At 63.8% G+C, this 15,155-nt stretch carries 16 protein-coding genes and 1 tRNA gene; 10 read left to right on the top strand and 7 right to left on the bottom strand.

All coding sequences use genetic code 11. The annotated features are described in order from the left end of the window. Nucleotides 1–120: 120 nt before the first annotated feature. From hisF to V0R59_RS26040, 6 genes are all read right to left on the bottom strand, one after another. Nucleotides 121–891 carry an imidazole glycerol phosphate synthase subunit HisF gene (hisF, locus tag V0R59_RS26015; protein WP_042120547.1) on the bottom strand — a complete coding sequence of 257 codons (771 nt, stop codon included), beginning with the start codon at nt 889–891 and terminating at the stop codon, nt 121–123. A gap of 10 nt (nt 892–901) precedes the next feature. After that, nucleotides 902–1,639 (bottom strand): 1-(5-phosphoribosyl)-5-[(5-phosphoribosylamino)methylideneamino]imidazole-4-carboxamide isomerase, encoded by a 738-nt coding sequence (gene hisA, locus V0R59_RS26020; RefSeq protein WP_042120549.1) that lies wholly within the window; start codon nt 1,637–1,639, stop codon nt 902–904. 42 nt (nt 1,640–1,681) lie between these two features. Further along, nucleotides 1,682–1,942, bottom strand: a complete 261-nt coding sequence (locus V0R59_RS26025) for a DUF2164 domain-containing protein (protein WP_330077567.1) — start codon at nt 1,940–1,942, stop codon at nt 1,682–1,684. Next, entirely contained in the window at nt 1,942–2,580 is a 639-nt protein-coding gene (gene hisH, locus V0R59_RS26030) for an imidazole glycerol phosphate synthase subunit HisH (protein WP_330077568.1), read from the bottom strand. The genes V0R59_RS26025 and hisH overlap by 1 nt, the downstream gene beginning before the upstream one ends. Then, a complete protein-coding gene (hisB, locus tag V0R59_RS26035) occupies nt 2,580–3,173 on the bottom strand; it encodes an imidazoleglycerol-phosphate dehydratase HisB (protein WP_330077569.1) in 594 nt (197 codons plus the stop codon). The genes hisH and hisB overlap by 1 nt, the downstream gene beginning before the upstream one ends. A 246-nt stretch (nt 3,174–3,419) precedes the next feature. Continuing rightward, nucleotides 3,420–5,081, bottom strand: a complete 1,662-nt coding sequence (locus tag V0R59_RS26040; RefSeq protein ID WP_330077617.1) for an OFA family MFS transporter — start codon at nt 5,079–5,081, stop codon at nt 3,420–3,422. A gap of 332 nt (nt 5,082–5,413) precedes the next feature. Here V0R59_RS26040 and V0R59_RS26045 point away from each other — a divergent pair, with 332 nt between their 5' ends. The 5 genes from V0R59_RS26045 (at nt 5,414) to ppk2 (ending at nt 10,442) form a co-directional block, all read left to right on the top strand. Continuing rightward, complete coding sequence (locus V0R59_RS26045) at nt 5,414–7,657, top strand: AsmA family protein (protein WP_330077570.1); 2,244 nt, start codon at nt 5,414–5,416, stop codon at nt 7,655–7,657. Then, entirely contained in the window at nt 7,654–8,721 is a 1,068-nt protein-coding gene (gene mutY / locus V0R59_RS26050) for an A/G-specific adenine glycosylase (RefSeq protein ID WP_330077571.1), read from the top strand. The genes V0R59_RS26045 and mutY overlap by 4 nt, the downstream gene beginning before the upstream one ends. Continuing rightward, complete coding sequence (locus V0R59_RS26055; protein ID WP_330077572.1) at nt 8,718–8,990, top strand: oxidative damage protection protein; 273 nt, start codon at nt 8,718–8,720, stop codon at nt 8,988–8,990. The genes mutY and V0R59_RS26055 overlap by 4 nt, the downstream gene beginning before the upstream one ends. A 90-nt stretch (nt 8,991–9,080) precedes the next feature. Further along, nucleotides 9,081–9,156: transfer RNA gene (locus V0R59_RS26060), tRNA-Phe, on the top strand. A 242-nt stretch (nt 9,157–9,398) separates the two neighbouring features. After that, complete coding sequence (gene ppk2 / locus V0R59_RS26065) at nt 9,399–10,442, top strand: polyphosphate kinase 2 (protein ID WP_330077573.1); 1,044 nt, start codon at nt 9,399–9,401, stop codon at nt 10,440–10,442. Nucleotides 10,443–10,445: 3 nt separating this feature from the next. Here the strand turns inward: ppk2 and V0R59_RS26070 are convergent, their stop codons facing one another. Next, complete coding sequence (locus V0R59_RS26070; RefSeq protein WP_330077574.1) at nt 10,446–10,988, bottom strand: hypothetical protein; 543 nt, start codon at nt 10,986–10,988, stop codon at nt 10,446–10,448. A gap of 120 nt (nt 10,989–11,108) precedes the next feature. On the opposite strand from V0R59_RS26070, the gene V0R59_RS26075 reads away from it, so the two are divergent. The 5 genes from V0R59_RS26075 (at nt 11,109) to V0R59_RS26095 (ending at nt 15,026) form a co-directional block, all read left to right on the top strand. Continuing rightward, the gene (locus V0R59_RS26075) at nt 11,109–11,543 is read left to right on the top strand and encodes a hypothetical protein (protein ID WP_330077575.1); all 435 of its coding nucleotides are present in this window, start codon (nt 11,109–11,111) and stop codon (nt 11,541–11,543) included. A 506-nt stretch (nt 11,544–12,049) separates the two neighbouring features. Continuing rightward, nucleotides 12,050–12,823: an ABC transporter ATP-binding protein gene (locus V0R59_RS26080; protein WP_330077576.1), complete on the top strand. Its 774-nt coding sequence runs from the start codon at nt 12,050–12,052 to the stop codon at nt 12,821–12,823. A 13-nt stretch (nt 12,824–12,836) separates the two neighbouring features. Further along, the gene (locus V0R59_RS26085; protein ID WP_330077577.1) at nt 12,837–13,589 is read left to right on the top strand and encodes an ABC transporter substrate-binding protein; all 753 of its coding nucleotides are present in this window, start codon (nt 12,837–12,839) and stop codon (nt 13,587–13,589) included. 55 nt (nt 13,590–13,644) lie between these two features. Then, on the top strand, nt 13,645–14,340 hold the full coding sequence (locus V0R59_RS26090) for an ABC transporter permease (RefSeq protein ID WP_330077578.1): 696 nt from the start codon (nt 13,645–13,647) through the stop codon (nt 14,338–14,340). Continuing rightward, the gene (locus V0R59_RS26095; protein WP_330077579.1) at nt 14,337–15,026 is read left to right on the top strand and encodes an ABC transporter permease; all 690 of its coding nucleotides are present in this window, start codon (nt 14,337–14,339) and stop codon (nt 15,024–15,026) included. Before V0R59_RS26090 ends, V0R59_RS26095 begins: the two co-directional genes overlap by 4 nt. The last annotated feature ends 129 nt before the right edge of the window (nt 15,027–15,155 follow it).

Below are 15,155 nucleotides of genomic sequence, written 5' to 3' on the forward strand. Positions count from 1 at the left end.
TTTAAAGAGCGACGCATACCCTGTGGGAGCGGTTTTACCCGCGATTGCGATAGTGAATTCACCGCCGCAATCGCGGGTAAACCCGCTCCCACAGAGTTCACGCAGCCAATCCGCAATGAATCAGCGAACGACAATCCCGCGCTGCGCCATATAGGCCTTGGCCTCAGGCACCGTGTACTCGCCGAAGTGGAAGATGCTCGCCGCCAGCACCGCACTGGCATGGCCTTCGAGAATGCCGTCGGCCAGGTGCTGCAGGTTGCCCACGCCACCGGAAGCGATCACCGGGATCCCCAGGGCATCGCTGATGGCCCGGGTGACGCCGAGGTCGAAGCCGCTCTTCATGCCGTCCTGGTCCATGCTGGTGAGCAGGATCTCACCGGCACCCAGGCCTTCCATCTTCTTCGCCCACTCCACCGCATCCAGCCCGGTAGGCTTGCGCCCGCCATGGGTGAAGATTTCCCAGCGCGGGGTTTCGCCCGGACCGGAAACCTTCTTGGCGTCGATGGCCACGACGATGCATTGCGAACCGAAATGCGCCGCCGCTTCGCCGACGAACTCTGGGTTGAACACTGCCGCGGTATTGATCGAGACCTTGTCGGCCCCGGCGTTGAGCAGGTTGCGGATGTCCTGCACGGTGCGCACGCCACCGCCCACGGTCAGCGGGATGAACACCTGGCTGGCCATGCGCTCGACGGTGTGCAGGGTGGTGTCACGGCCATCGACGCTGGCGGTGATGTCGAGGAAGGTGATCTCGTCGGCACCCTGCTCGTCGTAGCGACGGGCGATTTCCACCGGATCGCCGGCATCGCGGATGTTCTCGAACTTGACGCCCTTGACGACCCGGCCGTTGTCCACGTCCAGGCAAGGGATGATGCGTTTGGCCAGGGCCATGGCGTTCTCCTCAGCCTTTGTAGCTGTCGCAGAAGGCCTGGGCCTCGGCGACATCCAGGGTGCCTTCGTAGATGGCACGACCGGTGATGGCGCCGATGATGCCCGGTGCCTTGGCGTCCAGCAGGGCCTTGATGTCACCCAGGTTGTGGATGCCGCCGGAGGCGATCACCGGAATCTTCGTGGCTTCGGCCAGGGCCTTGGTGAAGGGCACGTTGCAGCCCTGCATCATGCCGTCCTTGGCGATGTCGGTGTAGACGATCGCCGAGACGCCATCGGCCTCGAAGCGCTTGGCCAGGTCGATGACCTGCACCGAGCTGACCTCGGCCCAGCCGTCGGTGGCGACGAAGCCATCCTTGGCGTCGAGGCCGACGATGACCTTGCCCGGGAAGGCGCGGCAGGCTTCGGCGACGAATTCAGGCTGCTTGACCGCCTTGGTGCCGATGATCACGTAGCTGACGCCGGCCTTGACGTAGTGCTCGATGGTTTCCAGCGAGCGGATGCCGCCGCCGATCTGGATCGGCAGGTTCGGGTAGCGCTTGGCGATGGCGGTGACCACTTCGCCGTTGACCGGCTGGCCTTCGAAGGCGCCATTCAGGTCGACCAGATGCAGACGACGGCAGCCACCTTCCACCCATTTGGCGGCCATGCTCACCGGGTCGTCGGAGAATACGGTGGAATCTTCCATGCGGCCTTGGCGCAGACGTACGCAGGCACCGTCCTTGAGATCGATAGCGGGGATAATCAGCATCTGGAAAACCTGTCTATTCGGTAAACAGTGATGCCCGGGAAGTCAGTTCTTCTCGAGCGCCCACAGGTCGCTCTCGATGCTCTCGAAGCGCTCCTTGAGCTGCGCCTGAACATCGAAGATCGCCCTGTTGTAGTAGTGCGGTGCGATTTCTTTGCCGATCAGTTCCAGGACCTCGGCCACCTCGAACGACCCCAGCTGCAGCTCGAAACGGTCTTCGAGGAAGCGCTTGAGGGTGTCCAGGGCCTCACGCTCCTGTTCGGAGGTAAGGGTCATGACCGGGGCCTTGTTCCTGGAGCGGCTCATTACCAGCGCCCATCCCAGGCGGCGAAGTTCTGCAGCAACTGCAGGCCGTGGGTATGGCTTTTCTCCGGGTGGAACTGGGTGGCGAAGCGCGAGCCTTCGGCCAGCACCGCGGCGAAATCGACGCCGTAGTGACCGCGACCGACCACCTGGGACGGCTTGCCGGACTCGATGTAGTAGCTGTGCACGAAGTAGAAACGCGCGCGATCGGGAATGTCGTGCCAGAGCGGGTGGTCGACCACCTGGCTGACCTCGTTCCAGCCCATGTGCGGCACTTTCAGGTGCTCGCCGTCTTCGTGCAGGTCCTTGCCGAAGAAGCGCACCTTGCCGGGGAACAGGCCGATGCCCTCGACCCCGTCGTTTTCCTCGCTGTGGTCGAGCAGCGCTTGCATGCCGACGCAGATGCCGAGGAACGGGCGATCCTGGCTGACTTCGCGGACCAGGGCGTCGAAGCCCAGGCGGCGGATCTCGGCCATGCAGTCGCGCATCGCGCCGACGCCGGGGAACACCACGCGATCAGCTTCGCGGATCACGTTGGCATCGCTGGTGATCAGCACCTTGCCGGCCCCCACGTGCTCCAGGGCCTTGGCCACGGAGTGCAGGTTGCCCATGCCATAGTCGATAACGGCGACCGTCTGCATCAGAGGCATCCCTTGGTGGAAGGCATCTGCCCGGCCATGCGCTCGTCCAGCTCGATGGCCATGCGCAGCGCGCGGCCGAAGGCCTTGAACACGGTCTCGATCTGGTGGTGGGTGTTGTGCCCGCGCAGGTTGTCGATGTGCAGGGTGACGTTGGCGTGGTTGACGAAGCCCTGGAAGAATTCCTGGAACAGGTCGACGTCGAAGCCGCCCACGCTGGCGCGGGTGTACGGCACGTGCATCTGCAGGCCGGGACGGCCGGAGAAGTCGATCACCACGCGCGACAGCGCTTCGTCCAGCGGCACGTAGGCGTGGCCATAGCGGCGGATGCCCTTCTTGTCGCCGATGGCCTGGTTGAAGGCCTGGCCCAGGGTGATGCCGACGTCCTCGACGGTATGGTGATCGTCGATATGCAGGTCGCCCTTGCACTCGATGTCCAGGTCGATCAGCCCGTGACGGGAAATCTGATCCAGCATGTGCTCAAGGAACGGCACGCCGATATCGAATCGGGCCTTGCCAGTGCCATCCAGGTTGATCGAGGCCTTGATCTGGGTTTCCAGGGTATTGCGCTCGACGGATGCCTTACGTTCGACCATCACCAGCTCCGCAAAATCATTGGGCGAAAAAGGCGGTCATTATAGGCCCAGAACGTCGCATCTTGAAACGAAGATGACGTGTGGTTCCGGGGTTTTGCGCCCGATTTTCGGGCTGCTGCGGATTTTCCGGCCTCATCGCTGGCAAGCCAGCTCCCACAGGGTCTGCACAAACCTTAAGACTTGTGCAGTACCTGTGGGAGCTGGCTTGCCAGCGATTGGGCCGCAAAGCGGCCCCGGATGCAGGAGTTAATGGAACAGCACTGCCGTCTTCTGCAACGTCGCCCAGACACCCCAGGCCAGCGGAATCCCCACCACCAGCCACGCCGCGACCACCAGCGGCTTGCTCGCCGGCGACGCCGACCACTCCAGCACGGTGCTGGCGTCGGCGCCCTTGTCATGCCCCAGCGCCTGCTCGGCAGCCAGTTGCTCTTCGGTCATGAAGTACTTGTCGGCCACCGGACGCACCAGGGCGTTGCAGATGAAGCCCAGCACCAGCAGGCCGGCGAGGATGTACAGGGTGATGTCGTAGGCCGCAGCCCGCTCGACGCCGATCTTCAACTGGTATTCGCGCAGGTAGTTGACCAGCACCGGACCCAGCACGCCCGCCGCCGCCCAGGCCGTCAGCAGGCGGCCGTGGATCGCGCCGACCATCTGCGTACCGAACAGGTCGGCCAGGTAGGCCGGCACCGTGGCGAAGCCGCCGCCGTACATCGACAGGATGATGCAGAACGCCGCGACGAACAGGGCGATGTTGCCCAGGTGCCCCATGTTCGGCACCAGCGCGTACAGGGCGAAGCCCAGCGCGAAGAAGGCGAAGTAGGTGTTCTTGCGCCCGATGTAGTCGGAGAACGACGCCCAGAAGAAGCGCCCGCCGATGTTGAACAGGCTGAGCAGGCCGGTGAAGCCCGCTGCGATCGCGGCGATCTGCGCCAGTTGCCCGGCGTCCAGCTCGCTGAAGGTCAGGTTGTTGCCCAGCAGCTTGCCGGCGAAGACTTCCTGCAGCAGCGGCGAAGCCATGCCGAGGATGCCGATGCCGGCGGACACGTTGAGGCACAGCACCAGCCAGATCAGGGCGAACTGCGGGGTCTTCCAGGCCACGCTGACGTGCACGTGGCGGTGGGTGATCATCGCGTTGTTGACCTTCTTCGCCGGGGCGGTCCAGCCTTCGGGTTTCCAGCCGGTAGGCGGCACGCGGTAGGACAAGGCGCCGCCGATCATGAAGACGAAGTAGATCGCCGCCATCACCACGAAGCTCTGCCATACACCGACGCCTTCAGGGCTGGCGAAGTGGTTCATCAGCGCCGCGGCCAGCGGTGCACCGACCATCGCACCGCCACCGAAGCCCATGATCGCCATGCCGGTAGCCATGCCGCGCTTGTCCGGGAACCACTTGATCAGGGTCGAGACCGGCGAGATATAGCCCAGGCCCAGGCCGATACCACCGATCACGCCCGATCCGATCCACATAAGCCAGATCTGGTGGGTATAAACGCCCAGCGCGGAAATCAGCAGGCCGCCGCACCAGCACAACGCCGAGACCACACCGGCCTTGCGCGGACCGGCATGTTCCAGCCAGCCACCCCAGATCGCCGCCGAGCAACCGAGGAAGATGAAGAACAGGGTGTAGATCCAGCCGAGCATGGAGATCGGCCAGTCGCAGCTGGACGAGAAGACCTGGGCGAAGAAGCCGATGTCAGCCGAACAGGCCACCGGCGCGGTGATGCCGATGGCCTTGGACAGCGGCAGCCAGAACACCGAGAAACCATAGGCCATGCCGATGCACAGGTGGATGGCCAGGGCCGCGGGTGGAACCAGCCAGCGGTTGAAGCCGGGTCGAGCGACGATGCGCTCCTTGGAGAGGAAGCCAGGCGTGCTGTCGACGGCTCCCGCAGTGATGCTGCTCATTATTATTGCCCTCGTAGATAAGTAGTCCCCTCGGACCGCAGCCGGAAGCCCCTCGACTTTGGCGCACGCAGGCAGCGAGTCGTTTTTTCGGGCAGCCGGCCCTGTCGCGACAATCCGTCGCAGCAAGGCCCGGGAACGGGTGCAAGAGTAGCACTTAGCTAGCTAACTGAATCCAAACTGATATCGCTCTTTCTCGCGCAACTGAGACTTTTTTCCGCGAAACCTTGTTACGGATCGTGGTCGAACCCCTGGCGACGCAGCCATCGCGGTCGTCAAGGGCGCAAGGCTATACTCTGCGGCTGACTTAAAAGACATCGGACTACAAGGACTCGCCCATGAAAGCGTTCGGCAAAATCCTGGGGCTGGTGGTTCTCGGGCTGTTGCTGATCGTGGTGGCCGGAGGCTTCGCCCTGACCCACCTCTTCGATCCCAACGACTACAAAGACGAGATCCGCCAACTGGCTCGCGACAAGGCTCATGTCGAGCTGACCCTCAACGGCGACATCGGCTGGAGCCTGTTCCCCTGGCTGGGCCTGGAGCTGCACGAGGCGAGCGTCGCCACCCTGAACAAGCCCACCGAACCCTTCGCCGACCTGCAGATGCTCGGCCTGTCGGTGCGCGTGCTGCCGCTGCTGCGCCGCGAAGTGCAGATGAGCGACGTGCGTGTCGAGGGTCTGAACCTGACCCTGAACCGTGACGAAAACGGCCACGGCAACTGGGAAGACTTCGGCAAACCGCTGCCTTCCAGCACCCCGGCCAGCACTGCCGAAGCCGCCCCGGCCCCTGCCCCGAGCGAAAGCCCGAGCAAACCGGCCGCCGCCGAGCGCCCGCTGAAGCTGGATATCGACAGCCTCACCGTCAACAACGCCCGGGTGCAGTACAACGACGCCCGCAGCGGCCAGAGCTTCAGCGCCGAAAGCATCCAGCTGAGCACCGAGGCCGTGCACGACGGCGTCAACATTCCACTCAAGCTGACCGCCTTCCTCAGCTCCGGCCAGCCGGTCCTGCGCGCCCGCGTCGAACTCAAGGGCGAAGCCCGCTTCGACCGCGCCCTGCGCCGCTACCAGCTGGAAGACATGAAGCTCACCGGAGAACTGTCCGGCGAGCCGCTGGCGCAGAAGAGCATGACCTTCTCCGCCCAGGGCCAGTTGCTGGCCGACCTGGCCGCCAACGTCGCCGAGTGGAACGGCCTCAAGCTCTCCGCCAACCAGCTGCGCGCCCTCGGTGAACTGCACGTGCGCGACCTGACCAGCGAGCCGAAGCTGACCGGTGGGATTTCCGTCGCCCAGTTCGACCTGCGCAAGTTCCTCGACAGTGTCGGCGTCGAGCTGCCGGCGATGAACGATCCGAGCACCCTGACCGCCGTCGAACTGGTCGGTCGCCTGGAAGGCACGAAAACCAGCCTGGCCCTGGAAGACCTGGCCCTGAAGCTGGACGCCAGCACCTTCACCGGCCGCCTTGCGCTGGAAGACTTCGCCAGGCAGGCCCTGCGCATCCAGCTGAAGAACGACAAGTTCGACGCCGACCGCTACCTGCTGGCCAAGAGTGAAGCCGCAGCCAGCGCCGGCGCCGCACGCCAGGCCGAGGTGAAGAGCAGCGAAGCCGCCGCCATCTCCGGCCCGGGCACCTCACCGCTGCCGGACGCACCGACCCAGGTTGCATGGAGCACCGACAAGCTGCTGCCCGTGGACCGCCTGCGCGCCCTCGACCTGCAGGCCGACCTGAACTTCGGCGAGCTGACCCTGGACAAGCTGCCGATCCAGAACGCCGAGCTGAAAGCCAATGGCCAGGGCGGCCTGGTCACCCTGGAAGCCCTGCGTGGCGGCCTGTACAACGGCACCTTCGACAGCCGCGGCACCCTCGACGTGCGTCCGGCGGTACCGCAGGTGGGCGTGAAAACCAGCATCAGCCGCGTGCCGGTGGAGCACTTCATCAAGCACGACGGCGACACCCCGCCAGTCAAGGGCCTGCTGACCCTGAACAGCGACCTGACCGCCAGCGGCAACAGCCAGAAGGCGCTGATCGATACCCTCAACGGCAAGGCCGACTTCGTCATCAACGACGGCGTGCTGGTCAACGCCAACCTCGAACAGCAACTGTGCCAGGGCATCGCCATGCTCAACCGCAAGCCCCTGAGCGGCGAGCCGCGTGGCAAGGACACGCCGTTCCAGGAGCTCAAGGGCAGCCTGGTGCTGCGCAACGGCGTGGCCAGCAACCCGGACCTGAAAGTCCGCATCCCCGGCCTCACCGTGAACGGCAATGGCGACATCGACCTGCGCGTGCTGGGCATGGACTACCGCGTCGGCGTGATCGTCGAGGGCGACAAGCGCGAGATGCCGGACCCGGCCTGCCAGGTCAACGAGCGCTTCGCCGGGCTGGAATTCCCGCTGCGCTGCCGTGGCCCGTTGGAGCTGGGCGCACGGGCCTGCCGGGTCGACCAGGACGGTGTCGGCAAGCTGGCCGGCCAGGCGCTGGGCAACCGCATCAACGAAAAACTCAATGAAAAACTCGACGAGAAGCTTGGCGACAAGGTCAGTCCCGAGCTCAAGGACGCACTGAAGGGCCTGTTCAAACGATGACCCCCGAGCAGTTTTCCACCGCGGTCCTCGACTGGTTCGACCGCAACGGCCGTCACGACCTGCCCTGGCAACAGGGCATCACCCCGTATCGGGTGTGGGTCTCCGAGATCATGCTGCAGCAGACCCAGGTCAGCACCGTGCTCAACTACTTCAGCCGCTTCATGGACGCCCTGCCGGACGTCCAGGCGCTGGCTGCGGCGCCAGAAGACGAAGTGCTGCACCTGTGGACCGGGCTGGGCTACTACACCCGCGCGCGCAACCTGCAGAAGACGGCGAGGATCGTGGTCGAGCAGTACGGCGGCGAGTTTCCCCGCGATGTGGAAAAGCTCACCGAGCTGCCCGGCATCGGCCTGTCCACCGCAGGCGCCATCGCCAGCATCAGCATGGGCCTGCGGGCGCCGATCCTCGACGGCAACGTCAAGCGCGTGCTGGCGCGCTACACCGCCCAGGAAGGCTATCCGGGCGAGCCGAAGGTGGCGAAGGCGCTGTGGGCCAATGCAGAGCGCTTCACGCCCCACGCCCGGGTCAACCACTACACCCAGGCGATGATGGATCTGGGCGCCACCCTCTGCACCCGCAGCAAGCCCAGTTGCCTGCTGTGCCCGCTGGAGCGAGGCTGCGAGGCGCACATGCTCGGACAGGAGATCCGCTACCCGTTGCCCAAGCCGCGCAAGGAGCTGCCGCAGAAGCGCACCCTGATGCCGCTGCTGGCCAACGACGAAGGCGCCATCCTGCTTTACCGGCGCCCGTCCACCGGCTTGTGGGGCGGGTTGTGGAGCCTGCCGGAACTGGACGACCTGGACGACCTGGAACACCTCGCCGACCAGCACCAGTTGCATATCGACAGCCGTCACGCCCTCGATGGCCTGACCCACACCTTCAGCCATTTCCAGCTGGCCATCGAGCCATGGCTGGTACGCGTCGGCCAGTCCGGCGACCACGTGGCCGAGGCCGACTGGCTCTGGTATAACCTCGCCACCCCGCCGCGCCTGGGCCTCGCCGCCCCGGTCAAGAAGCTGCTGAAACGCGCGGCCGACGTATTGATTGCAGGAGAGTCGCGATGACCCGCACCGTAATGTGCCGCAAGTACAAAGAAGAACTGCCAGCCCTGGAGCGCCCGCCGTACCCGGGCCCGAAGGGCCAGGACATCTACGAGCACATCTCGCAGAAGGCCTGGGCCGACTGGCAGAAGGAGCAGACCATGCTCATCAACGAAAAGCGCCTGAACATGATGAATGCCGACGACCGCAAGTTCATCCAGGGCGAGATGGACAAGTTCTTCTCCGGCGAGGATTTCGAGAAGGCCGAAGGCTACGTTCCGCCGTCGGAATGAGGCCAGGAAACGTAAGCGTCGGTATTAATTAAAAAAATTTTGAAATTGTTGTTGACGCAATCCTGAAAAAGCCTTTTAATGCGCCCCGTTGCCCAGATAGCTCAGTCGGTAGAGCAGAGGATTGAAAATCCTCGTGTCGGCGGTTCGACTCCGTCTCTGGGCACCAAGACAACGCAAAGCCCCTGAATCGAAAGATTCAGGGGCTTTTTGTTTTTCGCTGGAATAGTCCCCGTGGGAGCGGGTTCACCCGCGATGGCGGCAGTGGCCTTACCATCGCAATCGCGGCGGTCCGGCGTCCCGGTGAACCCGCTCCTACAGAGGATGCGCGCATTGATCGACATCAATACGCCATCACTCGATCTATGTAAGTTGTGGAGAAGGACATTCGAAGGAACAGAAGGCCCCTCCATGAGTGATGAATCCCCCGTACTCCCGCTCCCTGAGCCCGGGGTAACCGCGCACCACGCTACACCCCCACAGCCAGCCACCCGCCCATACCACCGCCCTCGCAAGCCCGCTCCGATCGTCGAGACCGATATCGAGGCCGACAGCCCCGCCGCCATCAAAGTCGCCCATGCGCCCCACGGCACCAGCGAAGACAGCTCGTCCGCCAAGCTGCCCCACGGCTATCCGTACAGCACGCGCATGCGCCGCGCCGAATACGACAAGGCCAAGCACGCGCTGCAGATCGAGCTGCTGAAAGTGCAGAACTGGGTCAAGGAAACCGGGCAGCGCGTGGTCATCCTTTTCGAAGGCCGCGATGCTGCGGGCAAGGGCGGGACCATCAAGCGCTTCATGGAGCACCTCAACCCGCGCGGCGCTCGCATCGTCGCCCTGGAGAAGCCTTCCGAGCAGGAAAAAGGCCAGTGGTACTTCCAGCGCTATATCCAGCACCTGCCGACCGCGGGCGAGATGGTCTTCTTCGACCGCTCCTGGTACAACCGCGCCGGCGTCGAGCGGGTAATGGACTTCTGCTCGCCGCTGCAATACCTGGAATTCATGCGCCAGGCCCCGGAGCTGGAGCGCATGCTGTGCAACAGCGGCATCCTGCTGTTCAAGTACTGGTTCTCTGTGAACCGCGAAGAGCAGCTGCGCCGCTTCATCTCGCGCCGCGACGACCCGCTCAAGCACTGGAAGCTGTCGCCCATCGACATCAAGTCGCTGGACAAGTGGGGCGAGTACACCGCGGCCAAGGAAGCCATGTTCTTCCACACCGACACCGCCGATGCACCGTGGACGGTCATCAAGTCGGACGACAAGAAGCGTGCGCGGATCAACTGCATCCGCCACTTCCTGCATTCGCTGGACTACCCCGGCAAGGACTTCCGTGTCGCCCACGAGCCCGACCCGCTGCTGGTGGGCCGCGCCTCGCGGGAGATCGAGGAAGACCTGCGGGACGAGGATGAGGTGGAACTGCGCGGCCGGGTCAGTGCGCTGACACTGCCGCGCTGAACCTCAGAAGTTGGCGATGGCGCTGCAATAGTCCGCCTTGGCGGCCTTCACCGGCTCCGGTGCAGCGCCATCGATGCGGTTGAATTCGACACCGCAGGCGTTGTAGCCATGCAGCGTCAGCTCGTAGTCGGCACCGGCCTTGGGGGTGAAAGTGAACATCCCCAGGCAGGTGCTTTTCTGGTTGTAGCTCACCGCACGGCCGCCATCGAGAAAGGTCAGGGTCAGCGGCTTGCCGGCCGCCACCTTCACTTCACTGCTCGCCCAACCGGCCGGGACCGACTTGCCGCCCGGCATGCCGAGGTGCTCGTTATTGCGCTGGGCGAAGGTCTCGTTCGGCACGACTATCACCCCGGCGCCCGGGCTGTACCAGTCAACGCATTCCAGCCCCGGCACGCCACGCACCATACCGTCGGATATCACCCGCAGTCGCGCCGTCTCGCCACCGTCGGGCGAAGCAAACTGCGTATTGAAGGATTTGACCGCGGCGATATTGCCGCAGCCGCTCAAGGTGGCGGCGACGAGGCACAGTGGTGCGATGGCTTTCATTGGGGGATTCCCTTCCAGTGATCCGATAACCAGCCTGTGACCGCCCTCCCCGGCTTGGGTTTCCCGATCAACTGCGATTCAATACGCGCAATTTGACTGACTTCGCAAAAGGAACACCCTATGGCCTCCAATACCAAGCAACAGAAACGCGCCAAGCGCGCCGCCGCCAAGGCCCGCGAGAACCGCATGGTGCGCAGCGGCCAGGCGGTCAAGAGCGGTGGCGAGGCGTCCAGCGCCAGCGTCCAGCAGGTGTTCGACAAGGCCATGAGCTCCAACAGCTACGCCGGCCTGTTCGACAAGATGAAGAACGCCCAGGAAACCAGCCTGGAAGCGATGATCGCGGTATTCATGGTCGACCCGCTGCTGACCCTGGTGCTCAAGGGCCACAGCGAAGACCACGCCACCGACTACATTTGCATGGTCTTCTGCGCCTACCGCAAATGGCTGGACGGCACCGAGGAAGCCGAGGCCATGGCCTGGCTGGAGAGCGAGGAATTCCAGGACGCCTATGTGGCGGCATCGGAGCTGGTGTCGAAGCAGAAGAAATTTGCCTGAGGCAAACGGAACCCTGTGGGAGCTGGCTTGCCAGCGATGAGCATGGGTATCTACACATCTCCTGTCGCACATAAATAGCCGCGACCCTGTGGGAGCGGATTCATCTGCGATTGGGCGCGAAGCGCCCATAAAACCTGTGCTCTCGGTGTGTCAGAAAACTCGGGGCTCAGGTTTTACGACGGCTTCGCCGCCGATCGCGGGCCGCGATCGCAAGCCATCCCCATCCTTCACCCCGGCGCTACCGACAATAGTCGCGACCAAATACGGCTTTCCAGCAGCGGCCAAAACTGGCACCATCGCGCCTTTTTTCATCCCGGATCCGGCCCCGCGAAGCAAAACGGCGGACAGCGACGCGACAGTCCACTACGACGATGCGACACCTGCCTTTCCCATGGCCGACCACTCTGCTCGACCTTCTTGGCTGCGATCCGAGCGCTATGCTAGCGTGGCGCCTCGCCAGGACGGCCGCCAACAAGCAGAACGCACAGAACATATGAGGACCGCACATGGCCCAGGCCACGCCCGCGCTGGAAATCCGCAACCTGCACAAACGCTACGGTGAGCAGGAGATTCTCAAGGGCATTTCCCTCACCGCCCGTGACGGCGACGTGATCTCCATCCTCGGTTCCTCCGGTTCCGGCAAGTCGACCTTGCTGCGCTGCATCAACCTCCTGGAAAACCCGCACCAGGGCGAAATCCTCGTCGCCGGCGAGGCGCTCAAGCTGAAAGCCGCGCGCAACGGCGAACTGGTCGCTGCCGACGGCAAGCAGATCAACCGGATGCGCAGCGAAATCGGCTTCGTCTTCCAGAACTTCAACCTGTGGCCGCACATGACCATCCTCGACAACATCATCGAGGCGCCACGCCGGGTGCTGGGCCAGAGCAAGGCCGAGGCCATCGAGCATGCCGAAGCGCTGCTGGACAAGGTCGGCATCCACAACAAGCGGCACAGCTACCCCACCGAACTCTCGGGCGGCCAGCAGCAACGCGCGGCCATCGCCCGCACCCTGGCGATGAAGCCCAAGGTCATCCTGTTCGACGAACCCACCTCCGCGCTTGACCCGGAAATGGTCCAGGAAGTCCTCAACGTCATCCGCGCACTGGCCGACGAAGGCCGCACCATGCTGCTGGTGACCCACGAGATGAACTTCGCCCGGCAAGTGTCCAGCGAAGTCGTCTTCCTTCATCAAGGCCTGATCGAAGAGCAGGGATCGCCGCAGCAGGTTTTCGAAAACCCGACCTCGGCGCGTTGTAAGCAATTCATGTCCAGCAACCGCTAACGGAGCAACACGCATGCAGAACTACAAGAAATTCCTCCTGGCCGCTGCCGCCTCGCTGGTGTTCTCGGCCAACGCCATGGCCGCTGAAAAACTCAAGATGGGTATCGAGGCGGCCTACCCACCGTTCAACAGCAAGGATGCCAGCGGCCAGGTGGTCGGCTTCGACAAGGACATCGGCGACGCCCTGTGCGCCAAGATGAAGGTCGAGTGCGAAGTGGTCACCTCCGACTGGGACGGCATCATTCCGTCGCTGCTGGCCAAGAAGTACGACTTCATCGTCTCCTCGCTGTCGATCACCGACGAGCGCAAGCAGGCCGTCGACTTCACCGACCGCTACTACTCCAACAAGCTGCAGTTCATCGCGCCGAAGAACGTCGACTTCAAGACCGACAAGGCCTACCTGAAGGGCAAGACCATCGGTACCCAGCGCGCCACCCTGTCCGGCACCTGGCTGGAAGACACCTACGGCAGCGACATCACCCTGAAGCTGTACGACACCCAGGAAAACGCCTACCTCGACCTGACTTCCGGTCGTGTCGACGCCCTGCTGGCGGACAAGTACGTGAACTACGACTGGCTGAAATCCGATGCCGGCAAGAACTACGAGTTCAAGGGTGAACCCGTGGTGGAAAGCGACGAAATCGGCATCGCCGTACGCAAGAACGACCCGCTGCGCGAGAAGCTGAACGCCGCGCTGAAGGAAATCATCGCCGACGGTACGTACAAGAAGATCAACGACAAGTACTTCCCGTTCAGCATCTATTGATTCACCCCGACCGGCACCACCTTGCGCGGTGCCGGTCCCTTGAACACGCCTGCCCATGACAATCGACCTACACGGATTCGGCCCGGCCCTCGCTGCTGGCACGCTGATGACCGTCAAACTGGCGCTCTCGGCCCTCTGCCTGGGCCTGGTCCTCGGACTGCTCGGCGCCCTGGCCAAGACCTCGCCGCTCAAACCGCTGCGCTGGATCGGCGGCAGCTACTCGACCATCGTTCGCGGCGTCCCGGAACTGCTCTGGGTGCTGTTCATCTATTTCGGCTCCGTTGCCCTGATGAGCCATCTGGGCGACCTGCTGGGCATGCCCGGCCTGGAACTCAGCGCCTTCGCCGCCGGCGTCATCGCCCTCGGCCTGTGCTTCGGCGCCTATGCCACGGAAGTGTTCCGCGGCGCACTGCTGGCTATCCCCAAGGGGCATCGTGAAGCGGGCATGGCCCTCGGCCTGTCGAAAGGACGGATCTTCTCGCGGCTGGTCCTGCCGCAAATGTGGCGCATCGCCCTGCCTGGCCTCGGCAACCTGTTCATGATCCTGATGAAGGACACCGCGCTGGTCTCGGTGATCGGCCTGGAAGAAATCATGCGCCAGGCGCAGAACGGCGTGACCACCACCAAGGAACCCTTCACCTTCTACATGGTGGCTGCGTTCATCTACCTGGGGCTGACCATCATTGCCATGACCGGCATGCACTTCATGGAAAAACGCGCCGGTCGCGGTTTCGCGAGGGCCAACTCATGAATTGGGAAGTCATCATCAAATGGCTGCCGCGCCTGGCCCAGGGTGCCACCCTCACCCTGGAACTGCTGGCGCTCGCCGTCATCATCGGCCTGATCATCGCCATTCCGCTGGGCATCGCCCGCTCTTCGCGGCTGTGGTACGTGCGGGCGCTGCCCTACGGCTACATCTTCTTTTTCCGCGGAACCCCGCTGCTGGTGCAGCTGTTCCTGGTCTACTACGGCCTGGCGCAGTTCGACGTGGTCAAGAACAGCGCGCTGTGGCCCTACCTGCGCGACCCGTTCTGGTGTACCGCGCTGACCATGACCCTGCACACCGCCGCCTACATCGCCGAGATCCTGCGCGGCTCGCTGCAGGCCATTCCCCGTGGCGAGATCGAAGCGGCGCGGGCGCTGGGCATGTCCCGGGCCACCGCCATGCTGCATATCATGCTGCCGCGTGCCGCGCGCATCGGCCTGCCAGCGTACAGCAACGAAGTGATCCTGATGCTCAAGGCCAGCGCCCTGGCCAGTACCGTGACCCTGCTGGACATCACCGGCATGGCGCGGACGATCATCGCGCGGACCTACATGCCGGTGGAGATCTTCTTCGCCGCCGGGGTGTTCTACCTGGTGATCTCGTTCGTCCTGGTACAGGGGTTCAAGCTGCTGGAGCGCTGGTTGCGGGTGGATGCGGCGCAAGGGCGGTAGTCTGATTTTGCGTTGCTGCTGATGAAGTCCGGCTCCCTGCGATCCCTGTGGGAGCTGGCTTGTCGGGACGCCGAACCGCAGCGATGAGGCCCGAAAGCTCCCCACAACCCCAAGCTACTGGCCTGATGC

The sequence above is a fragment of the Pseudomonas ulcerans genome (assembly GCF_036324125.1).
Taxonomy (GTDB): domain Bacteria; phylum Pseudomonadota; class Gammaproteobacteria; order Pseudomonadales; family Pseudomonadaceae; genus Aquipseudomonas; species Aquipseudomonas ulcerans.